Consider the following 13,566-nt stretch of genomic DNA (forward strand, 5'->3'; position numbering starts at 1 on the left):
GTGTACTTGTTCTGCGTGTTCTTGGCCGGCATCTCAGGACGCCGAACTCTTGTGGCTTTCAATAGGGGCCGGGCAGGGGATGAGCCTTGTCGGGCAAATTGGTCAAATGGAACTCCTCGCCGACGCTCTCGCACGGGTCAAACCTTCGCCAACCATGGCCATCACGGCCAAAGCGCGCGAACTCAAAGCGGCGGGCGAGGACGTTATCGGCCTCGGTGCCGGCGAGCCGGATTTCGATACGCCGGAGAATGTGAAGCGCGCCGCGATCGACGCCATCAACCGCGGCGAGACGAAATACACCGCCGTCGACGGCATTCCTGAATTGAAAAGGGCGGTGGCGGCGAAGTTCGAGCGCGACAACGGGCTGAGCTACGCAACCGACGAAATCACCGTGGCGTCGGGCGGCAAGCAGGTGCTCTACAACGCCTTGCTGGCGACCCTGAACGAGGGGGATGAGGTGATCATCCCGGCGCCCTATTGGGTGAGCTATCCGGATATCGTGATGCTGGCGGGCGCGACGCCGGTGATCGTGGAGACGAAGCTTGAAGACAAGTTCAAGCTGACGCCGGAAGAGCTGGAAAAGGCCATCACGCCGAAGACCCGGTGGATGATTTTTAACTCGCCTTCGAACCCGACGGGCGCGGCCTACACCAAGGACGAGATCAAGGCGCTGACCGACGTGCTGATGAAGCACCCGGATGTCTGGGTGCTGTCGGACGACATCTACGAGCATCTCGTCTACGACGATTTCGAATTCTTTACGCCGGCCCAGGTAGAGCCGAAGCTGAAAGAACGGACGCTGACCATGAACGGCGTCTCCAAGGCCTATTCCATGACGGGATGGCGCATCGGCTTCGGCGGCGGACCGAAAAAGCTCATCAAGGCCATGGCGACCTTGCAGTCCCAGTCGACCTCCAACCCTTGTTCGATCAGCCAGTGGGCCGCGGTGGAAGCTTTGAACGGGCCGCAGGATTTCCTGAAGGACTGGGTCGAATCCTTCCGGGACCGGCGGGACCTCGTAGTCTCCATGCTCAATCAATGCGATGGGCTGGAATGCCCCACGCCGGAGGGCGCCTTCTACGTCTATCCGTCTTGCGCGGAGACGATCGGCAAGACGACCGAAGGCGGCAAGCTTATCGAGACCGACGAGGATTTCGTGAGCGCGCTGCTGGGAGAGCAGGGGGTCGCCGTGGTGCATGGCGCGGCGTTCGGGCTGTCGCCCTTCTTCCGCATTTCATACGCTACGGGCAAAGACGATCTTGAAGAGGCTTGCCGCCGTATCCAGCGATTCTGCGCTAATCTCCGCTAACGCTCCGGCGCGGCGGCTGCCGCTGCCATAGGGCGCCGCGGATCTTTCGCTTTCACATTTTCGAAGAGAGGCTCGTTCAATGAAACTCACCACTCCCAACCAGATCGCCGGCAAGGTCATGGAGATCCGCAAAGGTGCGGTGACGGCCATCGTCTATGTGGAGATTGCTGGCGAGCTGAATGTCGAGACCAGCGTCACGGTGGCGTCGCTAGAGAAGCTCGGCCTCTATGAAGGCAAGGATGTCGTGCTGATCATCAATCCGGGCGACGTGATCATCGGCTGCGAATAGCGACGCTGCCGGTATCACTGATCGGGATCTCCCGATGGACCAGATCGCGCCCTCCGCCTCCAGCCAAGCTCAAAGCCTGACGCTGAGCGACGGGCGGCGGATGGGGTATGCCGAGTTCGGCGACGCGGACGGTCTTCCCGTCCTTGCCCTGCACGGCACGCCGGGTTCCCGGCTCACCTTCACCATCACCGATGACGAAGCGAAGGCCCGGGGTTTGCGCCTGATCGCGCCCGACCGGCCGGGCTATGGGCTGTCGGACTTCAAGAAATTTGCGAGCGTGATGGATTGGGTGCCCGATCTGCGGGCGCTCGCCGATGCGCTCGATCTGAAGGGATTTGCCGTGATGGGCGTGTCGGGCGGCGGGCCATATGCGGTGGCGGCCGCGGCGGGCATGCGGAAGCGGACGGCGTTCCTGGCGCTGGTCAGTCCGGTGGGGCCGGTCTACGCGATGGGGGATCGGCTCCGCTTGGGGGCTGCACACCGGCGCGTTTTCAGAGATCTGCCTTTCCGGCCTAAAATCTCCGCGGCCATCTTCTGGTCCATGCGCAGCATGGTCCGGCTTGCCCCGGGGCTCGCCTATCGCAGCTTGAAGAGAAGCGTGGGGCATGAGGATCGCCGTATTCTGGAGCAAGATGATGTACGGGAATGCCTAATTGCCGCGCATCACGAAGGCTTGCGGGCCGATGTGCGCGGGGCCGTTCAGGACGTGCGTTTCTTCGGAACGGATTGGGGCGTCGACTTTACCAACGTCATCGCGCCGGCGGTTCTCTGGCAAGGCATGGAAGACCGGAAGGTGCCCCCGGCGGCGGCGGAATATCTGGCCGATCTGCTGCCGAATTGCCGGCTGGATGTGATGCCGAGCGCCGGACATTACTGGGTGTTCGATCATATCGGTGAGGTGCTGGATGCCATCGAGGCATCGTTGAAAGCCGGTGCCGGGGTTGCGTATGACGGATCCGATGACGACCTTTGAGGGATGAGTGCTGCCGGATTCACCCATTGCGCCCTGCATGTTTGCGATCTTGATGAATCGATCGCGTTCTACGAGGATTATTGCGGGCTGAAATTTGTGCTCGAGCACGGGGACGGTCCTGGCCGAACGGTCTGGATGGCGAGCCCGGGCTCTGAGGACGATTTCGTGCTGGTGATGATGGGCGGCGGCGCGCGCCGGGAGCCCGACAGTAGCGACATGACCCATTACGGCTTTGCCGTCTCGGCCCGCGAGGATATCGATGCGATCGCGAAGCGGGCCGAACAGGAAGGCTGTCTCCACTGGGCGCCCAAGGAGTTCAAGCCGCCCACCGGCTATCTCTGCGCGGTGACGGACCCAACCGGTTACGTGATCGAGTTCAGCTACGGCCAGCCGCTGGGGCCGGGGGCCGAGGAGTAGGCGGACTCAGATATTTTTCTGCCGAGATGCCGGCTCTAATGAAGGCTGTCATTGCCCGGCTCGACCGGGCAATCCAGTAACCACCGCCTCCACGCTATGCGCTCAGATAGGGACTACTGGATCCCTGCTTTCGCAGGGATGACAGCTGAGTCTGGGGAGCCCAATGGAGCGGGCGGTGCTACTCCGCCGCCTCGCTCACATGCTCGATGCCGGCGAGATAGCGCTCCGCCTCCAGGGCGGCCATGCAGCCCATGCCGGCGGCAGTAACCGCTTGGCGGTAGGTCTCGTCGGTGACGTCGCCGGCGGCGAAGACGCCCGGGATGTTGGTCGCCGTGGAATCCGGCGCCGTTTCGATATAGCCGCTCGTGCGCATCTTCAGCTGGCCCTCGAAGAGTTCGGTGGCCGGCTTGTGGCCGATGGCGATGAAGACACCGTCGACGGGCTGAAGGATGGTCTCGTCGGTGATGACGTTCTTCAGGCGCACGCCGGTGACGCCGCGCGGATCCTCCTCGCCCAGCACTTCGTCGAGCACCGTGTCCCAAATGACATCGACATTCGGATGATCGAACAGACGCTGCTGGAGGATCTTCTCCGCGCGCAGCTCGCCCCGGCGATGGACCAGGATCACCTGCTTGGCGAAGTTGGTGAGGAACAGCGCTTCCTCGACGGCGGTGTTGCCGCCACCGACCACGATGACAGTCTTGTCGCGGTAGAAGAAGCCGTCGCAAGTGGCGCAAGCCGACACGCCGAAGCCCTTGAAATGACTTTCGGACGGCAGGCCGAGCCAACGGGCCTGGGCGCCAGTGGCGATGATCAGGGAATCGCAGGTGTATTCCTCACCGCCATCGCCTTTCAGGCGGAAGGGGCGCTGCTTCAGGTCCACCTCGGAGATGTGATCATTGATGATCTCCGTGCCGACATGCTTCGCCTGCTCCTCCATCTGCTCCATGAGCCAGGGGCCCTGGATGACATCGGCGAAGCCGGGATAGTTCTCGACATCGGTGGTGATGGTCATCTGGCCGCCGGGCTGGATGCCTTGGATCAGGAGCGGCTCCAGCATGGCGCGGGAGGCGTAGATGGCGGCGGTATAGCCGGCGGGGCCGGACCCGATGATGATCACCTTGGCGTGGCGAGCGCTCATGGAATGCCTCTCGAATAACTCGCGTCTCAGGCGCTTGGGATTGGAGGCAACAGGTAATCGCCGAAGCCCTTGGGCGCAAGGGCCTGACGGGGTTGTCCTCAGCCTCCCGGGTTCACACGCCCAGAGCCTCGCGGACCCTGGCAGCGACCTTGTCGGTGTCGCGGACGGGCGGATAGCTCCACGTTTCCAGCGTCCCCTCGAAGATCCGGGTGATCCCATCTTCGCGCATCTTGAGGTGAAACCGGCCGAGGCGCTTCGACTTTCCCGGCAGGGCCTCGACATAGACCGGCTTTCCGGTGCCCGCGGCCTCGGTGACCATGTTGACGGAGTCCTCCGTGACGACGATGGCGTCGGCCGCGGCGAGGAAGGCGAGATAGGGGTTTTCGCCCTCGCCGTCATAGACGAAGGCCGGGACCTGATCGATCTCGTCCTTCAGCGCGGCGAAGGCATCCGGCGGTGTGCGGTAGGAGGGCGTCACGAGAAGAGAGCCGCCGAATTCCTTGGCGAGGCCCGACAGCTTGCGCCCCAAAGTCTGGCCTGTTTTGACGGGGAAGTCGAAGGCGTTGCTCTTGCCGCCGAGCAGCACGGCGATCCTCGGCTGGGGCAGGGAATCGAGCTTTTGGGCGAAGCGTTTGGCGGCGTCGGCGAGCTTTTCTTCCGTGACGGCGTGGAGGGAGCCATGGGTCGGAATGACGTTCTGGCCCGTCACCCCGTCATGCTCTGGGATGGCCACCAGATCGAAGAGGCGCAAGGGTAGCTTCGGATCGTGGATGTGGACGGCGAAAGTGGCGCCGGAGGCGCGCTTCACGGCAAGCGCTATTGGCGCGCTGCGCTTGCCCACCGAGATGACGAGGCGGGGCCAGGCGCCGCTCAAGGGCGGGTCCAGCTCCGCTTCGCGCAGGAGCAGCGGGGCAGGCAGAAAGCGCTGTAACGACGGCGGAAGGGGCAGGCGAACCTGGCGGAGCTCATGAAGGCGGTAGGGCAGGCCGACCGCTTCGGCGAGAGCCAGGCCCTGGGCGCGGGTCCCGGCGGCGCCGTCCGTGATCACCCATGTCGCGGCGGGTGCGCTGCCGGCGGGATCTTCGCTGAAATTTCCGGAATGGTTCATCGACGGCAGCTTTTCGTTTATTATCGTTTTGAGATCGATTATTTCGCCTCGCTGACCGGCATCCTAGCCTATTTGGCTTCTAGCCGGGCTTACGGGGTATTTCCAGGGAGTCGTCCCAAGCTTTCATGCGCGCTGCCCGCCTCGATCAGACCGATTGGCGGATCCTCCAGGTTCTTCAAGAAGACGGCCGGATCACCAATATCGAACTCGCCCGCAAGGTGGGCATTACAGCACCGCCATGCCTGCGCCGGGTCCGCGCGCTGGAGGAGGCGGGCATCATCGAGCGCTATATGGCGGTGCTCGATGGCAGCAAGCTCGGCTTCGACGTAACGGCGTTCGCCATGGTGAAGCTGCACAGCCAGGCGGAGGCCGACCTCATCGCCTTCGAAGAGCGCGCGCTGCAATCGCCCGTCGTGCAGGAGTGTTCGATGCTGTCGGGGGAGATCGATTTCCTGCTGCGCTGCGTGGCGCCGGACCTCACGAGCTTTCAGTCCTTCATCATCCACGACCTGACGGCCGCGCCCAATGTGGAGAGCGTGAAGACCTCCTTGGTGATCCGTACGGCGAAGGAAGCCACGGGGCTGCCCTTGCAGCTTGCTGCGAAAGAGGCGTGAGCCCGCGCTTCAGATTCCGACATTGGAATAGACGGCGAGATTGCGGAACGATTCCGCGCTCGAGGCGGCAAGGTCCGGGCCGATGGGCTTCGGCCCGTTCATGGCGCGGATGGCGCCGTCCTTGCTGCCCGAAATCATGTTGTCGGTGATAAGCGCGAAGCCGGCCTCGCCGTCGGCCGAGACGCCGATGCCGATATGGCAGTTGCGGATGAGATTGCCGGTCGCGGCGATGTCGCGCAGATAGCTGTACCAGCCGAAGAAGAGGCCGTAGCCGGGGGACCGCTCCACGACATTCCCGGTGACGGAGCAATCGGCCTCGGCCGCGATGCCGATGCCGCCGGAGCCGGTGCCCTTACGGAAGAAGAGGTTGCGGACGAGGTTGCCCTGGACCACGGCGAGGTGGCCGCCCTTGTTGAAGTTGGTGACCGAGATGCCGGAAGAGGCGGTATCGATAACGTTGTTTGCGATCACCGCGCCGTCGAAGGCGAACTCCACGAAGATGGCGGTCTCCCCGAGGCGCGAGCAGGAATTGCCGAGGATCTGGCAGTTCTTGCCGGTGTTGTCGCGCACGGCGGAATAGGCACAGTCGGCGATTCTGTTGTTGCTGACGACCACAGCGCCGGCTCGGAAGATATTGATACCATTGCCGTATTGGCCGCTGCCGCCGCTCTTCGCCTCGATTCGCTGTATTCGGTTGGCGTGAATGAGAGTGCCATCGTCGCCGGGCTCCGACCGCCAGACCTGGATGCCGTTATCGCCGCAATCTCGGACGGTGTTGTGAGCGATCTCGAGTCCAACCGCATCGTTGGAGAAGAGGCCTGTCTTGGCGATCTTGCCGATTTCGCAGAAGGCGATGCGGCCGCCGCAAGCCTGGAGGGCGATGCCGTTCTCGGCGCTGTTGAAGACGCGGCAATTGGCGATTTCGAGATGACGGGTCTCTTTGGCCTCGAACAGGGCTGCGTCCTGGGGAAGCGGCTGGTCGTCGCCGTCGAGGATCAGCCCGTTGAGGCTCACCCCGTCGGCGCCGTTCGCTTTCAGGATGAAGTCGGCGCCCGAGAGCTTGAGCACGGTGCGGCCGGGCACACCCTGGATGGCGATGCCCGAGGGAAGGTCGAGACCGCCGACGGCATAGATGCCGGCGGGCAGGGTGAGCACGGTACCGCTGGAAGCGGCGTTCTGGATGGCGACCTGAAGGGTGGCGCTTTGGTCCAGCTCGCCGCCGGCAGGGACGATATCGAAGGTGCTCTGGGGTGCCGGTGCGTCGGAGGTATCCGCCGCAGTGGCGGCGCTTGCGCTCAAGGCAAGCCCGGCGCCGAAGCCTCCCAGCATCAGGTCGCGGCGATCAAGTGGCATGGTCCTGTCCTTCTAGGCGGCGTGGCTTGCGGGCACCGCATGGTGCGCGGCGAGACGGGGCCGATGGAGCACCTCGCGCAACAGCGTATCCGCGCCGCGTGCGATCTCAGCGTCGTCAAGATAACCGCCATCGCCTGAGGCGGGCGGAATATGAACGAACAGCACTAACGGCCTGTGGGCCTGCTTCGCCGCCCAATTGAGCGACAGATAGTAGAGGGTGTTGCAGAGATATCGGCCGGCGCTCAAGGACGGCAGAGCCGGAATGCCCGCCTGGCGCAGCTCGCGGGCGAGGTGGGTCGTCGAAAGCCGCGTGTCGAGACGCGGCGTGCCGACGGTCAGGATCGCAGGGCTGTGGGGCAGGGCGTCGGCGGCATCTTCCAGCCGGCTCGCCTGGTTATAGGCGGAGCGTTCGATGCGGAATCCGTTGGCGCCGCGGCAGAGGCCAAAATGGACCACGATGTCGGGCTGCACAGTGTCCAGGAGGGCCGGGGCCTGATGATGCACATGAGCCCACTCGGTGGGGAGAATGTGCTTGTGCAGGGCAAGCCCGGGGGTGTCGGCGAAGCCTTCCGCAAGCGTCTCGACGAGCGCAATGGAGGGGTTCTCCGGAGTCCCGGGGAACGGGCCGAAGCCTGTCAGCAGCAGAGATCGTTGTGCATCGGTTTCCGCCATGGGCGCAGAATAGGCCAAAGGCGAGGGGCGCGAGAAGCGGTTTTGGCGCGTCTCAGCTTTTGGGCTGATCGCTCTTCACCTCATCGCCCGCGCTGGCCAATTCGCTAAGCTGGGTGGCGGCGGAGACAGCGCTCATCTCGCCGGCGCGGACCTTGTCCTCCATCTCGCTCCATTGGCGGGCGGCTTTTCGACCGCCCTTGAAGGCGGCCAGCAGGCGCTGCTCGAATAGCTCGCGCATCCAGGTGACGGCCTGCTCGCCGCGCCGCTTGGCGAGTTCGCCCGTCTCTTTCAGCTTGGCGTGACGCTCCTGGATCTTCACCCAGAGCTTGTCGAGCCCCTTGTTCTCCTGGGCGGAGAGGGTGAGCACGGACGGCGACCAGCCGGGATTGCCGGCGGCCAGGATGTGCAGCCCGGCGCGGTATTCCTGGGCCGCCTTCTCGGCGTGCTCGACATTGGGGCCGTCGGCCTTGTTGACGGCTATGATGTCGGCGAGCTCCAGCAGGCCGCGCTTGATGCCCTGCAGCTCATCGCCCGCGCCGGGAATGGCAACGACGACGAAGACATCGACCATCTTGGAGACGGTGGTCTCGGACTGGCCGACGCCGACGGTCTCCACGATCACCACGTCGAAGCCGGCGGCTTCGGCCACGGCCATGGTCTCCCGGGTCGTCTTGGTGACGCCGCCGAGACTGCCGCCGGTCGGCGAAGGGCGGATATAGGCGTTCTCCTCGGACGCTAGCCGACCCATGCGGGTCTTGTCGCCGAGGATCGAGCCGCCGCTGCGTGTCGAGGTAGGGTCGACGGCGAGGACCGCGACCTTGTGGCCGGCCTCGATGAGGTTCACGCCGAACTGGTCGATGAGGGTGGATTTGCCGGCGCCCGGCACGCCGGAGATGCCGATGCGAAAGGCGCGGCCCGTCTTGGGCAGGAGCTTTTCGAGAAGCTCTTGGGAGCGGAGCTGGTCGTCGGGCTTCACGCTCTCGATCAGGGTGATGGCGCGGGCGAGGCCGACCCGGTCGCCGCTCGTCACCTTCTCGGCGAGCTCGTCGACGGTGGGGGCGGGCCTTTTCTTCTGAGCAGTCACGAATCCATCCCTGGCTGGCGCATGGCTACCCTACCGGCCAAACGGCGGACGGCAAGCGGTCGATGCGCCTTAGGCGATCTATTGAAGAGCCTCTATTCGGCGGCCTGCTGGGGCTCGGCCTCGCCGTCCTTCAGCTTGGCGACGAGGTCCATGGCCGCCTCGGCGATGGGGGTGCCGGGACCGAAGATGGCCTTGGCGCCCGCCTCGTAGAGCTCGTCGTAATCCTGAGGCGGGATGACGCCGCCGACGACGATCATGATGTCGTCGCGGCCGAGCTCTTCCAGGGCCTCGCGCAAGGCCGGCACCAGGGTCAGATGGCCAGCGGTCAGCGACGAGACACCGATGATGTGGACGTCGTTCTCCACCGCCTGACGGGCGGCCTCTTCCGGGGTCTGGAAGAGGGGGCCGATATCCACGTCAAAGCCCAGATCGGCAAAGGCGGATGCGATGACCTTCTGGCCGCGGTCATGGCCGTCCTGGCCCATCTTGGCGACGAGGATGCGAGGCCGGCGACCCTGCTCGGCCTCGAACTCGTCCATCAGCTCCGCAAGCTTTTCGGCGTTTCCATCCATGGTGCCAACTTCCGCCTTGTAGACGCCGGTCACGGCGGTGATCTCCGCGCGGTGACGGCCATAGACCTTCTCCAGTGCCTCGGAGATCTCGCCCACCGTCGCCATGGCGCGGGCGGCCTCGACGGCGCCTTCGAGAAGATTGCCCTTGCCAGTTTCGGCGTATTTCGTGAGCTGGTCGAGGGCCGATTGCACCTTCTCCTCGTCGCGCTCTGCGCGAAGCTTCTTGAGCTTTTCGAGCTGCTGCTCGCGGACCGACCGGTTGTCGATCTTGAGCAGACGAAGGTCCTCCTCGCGGGACGGTTTGTATTTGTTCACGCCGACGATGGTCTGGCGGCGGGAATCGATGCGGCCTTGGGTGGCGGTCGCGGCCTGTTCGATGCGGCGCTTCGGCAGCCCCGCCTCGATAGCCTTGGCCATGCCGCCCATCTCCTCGATCTCCTCGATATGGGCCATGGCCTTTGCGGCGAGATCGTGTGTCAGGCGCTCGACATAATAGCTGCCGCCCCAGGGATCGATCACGTCGATGGTGCCGGATTCCTGCTGCAGCATGAGCTGGGTATTGCGGGCGATGCGGGCGGAAAAGTCCGTCGGCAGGGCCAGGGCTTCGTCCAGGCCGTTGGTGTGGAGCGACTGGGTATGGCCTTGGGTGGCGGCCATGGCCTCGATGCAGGTGCGGATGACGTTGTTGTAGACGTCTTGCGCCGCCAGGCTCCAGCCAGAGGTCTGGCAGTGGGTGCGGAGCGCCAGGGACTTCTCGTTCTTCGGATTGAACTGGCTCATGAGCTTCGCCCAGAGAATGCGGCCTGCGCGCATCTTGGCGATCTCCATGAAGTAGTTCATGCCGATGGCCCAGAAGAAGGAGAGCCGCGGGGCGAACGCGTCGACGTCCAGCCCGGTTTCGATGCCCGTGCGGACATATTCGATGCCGTCGGCGAGGGTGTAGCCGAGCTCCAGGTCGGCCGTCGCGCCGGCCTCCTGCATGTGATAGCCGGAGATCGAGATGGAGTTAAATTTCGGCATGTTCTGGCTGGTATAGGCGAAGATGTCAGCCACGATGCGCATGCTCGGTCCGGGCGGGTAGATATAGGTGTTCCGGACCATGAACTCCTTCAGGATGTCGTTCTGGATGGTGCCCGAGAGTTTCTCGTGGGACACCCCTTGCTCCTCGCCCGCGACGATGAAGAGGGCGAGCACAGGCAGCACCGCGCCGTTCATGGTCATGGAGACGGAGACCTGATCCAGCGGGATGCGGTCGAACAGGACGCGCATGTCGTAGATGGAGTCGATAGCCACGCCCGCCATGCCGACATCGCCGGGCACGCGGGGGTGATCGGAATCATAGCCGCGATGGGTGGCGAGATCGAAGGCGACGGAGACGCCCTGCTGGCCGCCGGCGAGGTTGCGCCGGTAGAAGGCGTTGGATTCTTCGGCCGTCGAGTAGCCGGCATATTGGCGGACGGTCCAGGGGCGCTGGACATACATGGTCGGGTAGGGACCGCGTAAGTAAGGCTTGATGCCCGGATAGGTATGCAGGAAGTCGAGGCCTTCGCGCGCCTCATCCGTATAGACGGGGGCGACGTCGATGCCTTCCGGTGTGGTCCAGGCTTCTGTGGCTTGCGCGCTGGCTGCGTGGCCTGCGTCGGCAAACTCGATCTCGGTGAAATTCGGGATCCCGGTCATCTAATAATTACCTCTCAACCTGGCGAGCCGTTCCATCCTCTCGGCAACCATATCTTCGATAGCCATGGCTTCGGTGCGGCCCGGCCCTTCTCCCCACGCTCCTACTCCCCAGGCTGTGCAAGCCACATCAATCCATCGCTGGGGTGGCTCCAAGCGGCGCCAGAAAATCCAAAGAGCAAAAGCGATCGGAAGGATGACAATCAGAACGATGCCGCCACCTAGCAGATCTATTGAAAGCAGTGACGCGATGACAATGCCGCCAAATCCGAGAGCGAACAGATAGGTCATGATCCGCATGCGCTTTCCGGCACGATCCAGATTTGCATAGCGCCTCCGCAAGATTTGCAGCTCGCGCTCGATCTCCTCGATCTCTGCCTGTCGTTCCGTCTCGTACATCCGGCGACGCCTTCAGCTCCCCGTCTAGTCCTCCATGAGTTTCTGTTGCGCGTCCTGCAGCACCGACAAGGTATCACATCCGGCGAAGATGAAGTCGTCGACGCCGGCGGATTGCAGCTCCTCTCGGCCTTCCTTGGGCTTGCCGGCGAGATAGATAAAGCTCGGGCCGGCCTCCTTCAGGGCCTTCGCCGCTTCGACCGCTTTCTCCGCATAGACCTTGTCGGACGAGCAGAGGCAGATCAGCTTGAGACCGGAGTCCTTGAAGTCCTTCACGGTGTCTTCGATGGTGAAGGTCTGGGGTTCGCCGGTCTCGGTGGTGATGGGCTTCTCCGGCAGGATCGGGGCGATGCCGCCGGCGGAGAAGAAGGAGCGGGCGAAGGTGACGCGCGCCACGAAATCGGCGGGCTTGCCGATTGTGGCCAGGAAGATCGCCGGACGCTTGCCGGTCTTCTCTAGCGCTTCGTCGGACGCGTCGCGCAGGGCCTCATAGGGCTCCGCCAGACGATAGCGGGTGAGGGGCGCGATCTCCGGGGACTGGACCGGCTCGATCTCCCGTGCGGGGTCGACCTCCACCTTATCCTCGTCGAGATCGGGGAAATCGCTGGTGCCTATCATCGCCTCTTTGCGCTTGGCGACGTTCTTATCCCGCTCGGCGCGGGTCTCGGCGACATGCTTCTGGACGAGCCTGGCCTTGAGCGCCTCGTAAGCACCGCCCGCCTTCTCAATCTCCTGGAAGAGGACCCAAGCCGACCGACACAGATCGTCGGTGAAGGCTTCGAGCGCGCCGGAGCCGGCGGCCGGGTCGGCGACCTGATGGAGGTTCGATTCTTCCGTCAGGATGAGCTGGGTGTTCCGGGCCACGCGGCGGGCGTGCTCGCGGGGAATGCCCATGGCGGCCGTATAGGGCAGCACGGACATGGCGTTGGCGCCGCCGATGGCCGCACCGGCGCAGGCGATGGTGGCACGCACGATGTTTCCGTAAGGATCGGGGCGGGTCATCATGCGCCAGGCGGTCTCGGCGCTGACATGGGCCGGCTCCGGATCGAGACCGCAGGCCTCCTCGATACGGGCCCAAAGGCGTCGCAGGGCGCGGAACTTGGCGAGCGTCAGGAACTGGTTCTGATCCGCGGCAAGGCGGAAGGAGATCATCTTCCGCGCCTGGCCGAGATCGATGCCGGCGTCTTCGAGCGCGCGAAGATAGGCGACGGAAGTGGCTAGGACGAAGGCCAGCTCCTGGCCTTCGGAACCACCCGAAGCATGAACCGGGCGTCCGTCGGCGACGGCGAAGGGGCCCTTAAAGCCCTTCTCGGAGAGGGCCTTGATGCGCGCGGCAAAGTCGGGCGCCAGATCGGCCCAGGATTTGGAAAGCTTGCCGGTGGCGGCGAGCGCGCCCAGAGGATCGAGACCGAAGCGGATGACCGCATTGGCAGGGGAGACGCCGGACGCCTCAACGAGGCTGGCGAGAGCCTCGGCTGCGGCATCGGCATCTTCGCCGCAATCGAGCTCGACCTCGACGCCCTTGTCGAAGAGCACCTCTTTTAGGACGGTTTCGAGCTTGGACGGATCGAGCGCATAGCCGTAATCGCCTACCGCGCCTTTCAGGACGAGCTGGAGCCCCGGCGCGCCGTTGAACAGATCGTCCATGAGCTGTTTGTGGGCGGCCTCCGCATCGGGCAAATCGATGCGCTGCATAATGCCCCAAGGGGTGCGGGGCGCGCGCCCGGGGATCGGCTCCTTGCCTTCGGCCGGCTGATAGAGCGGCTCGATAAGGTTGCCGTCATAGGTGCGCGTCTTCAGCTTCTCGAAGGGCATGCCCTTCAGGAATTTTTCGACCAGCGCCAGCCATTCGGCCTCGGTGGTTTCCGGAAAATCGCCCGCTAAGCTCAAGTCAGCCATTGTCACCAGGATGTTACCTCAATCCGCGAGCGGACCTCCTAGCATGAAGGCGAAGCGGCAAC

The 13,566-nt window shown here is 64.1% G+C and carries 13 protein-coding genes; 5 read left to right on the forward strand and 8 right to left on the reverse strand.

Annotated features, from left to right (window positions below; translation table 11 throughout):
* Positions 1-106 precede the first annotated feature (106 nt).
* From ACFQ2F_RS06405 to ACFQ2F_RS06420, 4 genes are all read left to right on the forward strand, one after another.
* Positions 107-1,309, forward strand: coding sequence for a pyridoxal phosphate-dependent aminotransferase (locus ACFQ2F_RS06405; protein ID WP_379087386.1), 1,203 nt, complete (start codon positions 107-109; stop codon positions 1,307-1,309).
* Between the two features lie 79 nt (positions 1,310-1,388).
* Entirely contained in the window at positions 1,389-1,598 is a 210-nt protein-coding gene (locus ACFQ2F_RS06410; protein ID WP_379087389.1) for a TOBE domain-containing protein, read from the forward strand.
* 34 nt (positions 1,599-1,632) lie between these two features.
* Positions 1,633-2,571: an alpha/beta fold hydrolase gene (locus ACFQ2F_RS06415; protein ID WP_379087392.1), complete on the forward strand. Its 939-nt coding sequence runs from the start codon at positions 1,633-1,635 to the stop codon at positions 2,569-2,571.
* A 3-nt stretch (positions 2,572-2,574) separates the two neighbouring features.
* Positions 2,575-2,988 (forward strand): VOC family protein, encoded by a 414-nt coding sequence (locus ACFQ2F_RS06420; protein ID WP_379087395.1) that lies wholly within the window; start codon positions 2,575-2,577, stop codon positions 2,986-2,988.
* A 178-nt stretch (positions 2,989-3,166) separates the two neighbouring features.
* Here ACFQ2F_RS06420 and trxB read toward each other — a convergent pair whose 3' ends face one another.
* Both trxB and ACFQ2F_RS06430 read right to left on the reverse strand, forming a co-directional pair.
* A complete protein-coding gene (trxB, locus tag ACFQ2F_RS06425) occupies positions 3,167-4,129 on the reverse strand; it encodes a thioredoxin-disulfide reductase (RefSeq protein ID WP_379087398.1) in 963 nt (320 codons plus the stop codon).
* 112 nt (positions 4,130-4,241) lie between these two features.
* On the reverse strand, positions 4,242-5,237 hold the full coding sequence (locus tag ACFQ2F_RS06430; RefSeq protein WP_379087401.1) for a mitochondrial fission ELM1 family protein: 996 nt from the start codon (positions 5,235-5,237) through the stop codon (positions 4,242-4,244).
* Between the two features lie 125 nt (positions 5,238-5,362).
* Here ACFQ2F_RS06430 and ACFQ2F_RS06435 point away from each other — a divergent pair, with 125 nt between their 5' ends.
* A complete protein-coding gene (locus ACFQ2F_RS06435) occupies positions 5,363-5,851 on the forward strand; it encodes an Lrp/AsnC family transcriptional regulator (RefSeq protein WP_379087404.1) in 489 nt (162 codons plus the stop codon).
* 9 nt (positions 5,852-5,860) lie between these two features.
* Here the strand turns inward: ACFQ2F_RS06435 and ACFQ2F_RS06440 are convergent, their stop codons facing one another.
* From ACFQ2F_RS06440 to ACFQ2F_RS06465, 6 genes are all read right to left on the reverse strand, one after another.
* Positions 5,861-7,204, reverse strand: coding sequence for a TIGR03808 family TAT-translocated repetitive protein (locus tag ACFQ2F_RS06440; protein ID WP_379087407.1), 1,344 nt, complete (start codon positions 7,202-7,204; stop codon positions 5,861-5,863).
* Positions 7,205-7,216: 12 nt separating this feature from the next.
* A complete protein-coding gene (locus ACFQ2F_RS06445; protein ID WP_379087410.1) occupies positions 7,217-7,876 on the reverse strand; it encodes a pyroglutamyl-peptidase I family protein in 660 nt (219 codons plus the stop codon).
* 52 nt (positions 7,877-7,928) lie between these two features.
* Positions 7,929-8,960: a methylmalonyl Co-A mutase-associated GTPase MeaB gene (gene meaB, locus ACFQ2F_RS06450; RefSeq protein WP_379087412.1), complete on the reverse strand. Its 1,032-nt coding sequence runs from the start codon at positions 8,958-8,960 to the stop codon at positions 7,929-7,931.
* Positions 8,961-9,052: 92 nt separating this feature from the next.
* Positions 9,053-11,212, reverse strand: coding sequence for a methylmalonyl-CoA mutase (gene scpA / locus ACFQ2F_RS06455; RefSeq protein ID WP_379087415.1), 2,160 nt, complete (start codon positions 11,210-11,212; stop codon positions 9,053-9,055).
* Complete coding sequence (locus tag ACFQ2F_RS06460; protein WP_379087417.1) at positions 11,213-11,608, reverse strand: hypothetical protein; 396 nt, start codon at positions 11,606-11,608, stop codon at positions 11,213-11,215.
* A gap of 24 nt (positions 11,609-11,632) precedes the next feature.
* Positions 11,633-13,504, reverse strand: coding sequence for a methylmalonyl-CoA mutase family protein (locus ACFQ2F_RS06465; RefSeq protein WP_379087420.1), 1,872 nt, complete (start codon positions 13,502-13,504; stop codon positions 11,633-11,635).
* Between the last annotated feature and the right edge of the window lie 62 nt (positions 13,505-13,566).

The organism is Methyloligella solikamskensis, assembly GCF_042676065.1.
Classification (GTDB): Bacteria; Pseudomonadota; Alphaproteobacteria; order Rhizobiales; family Methyloligellaceae; genus Methyloligella; species Methyloligella solikamskensis.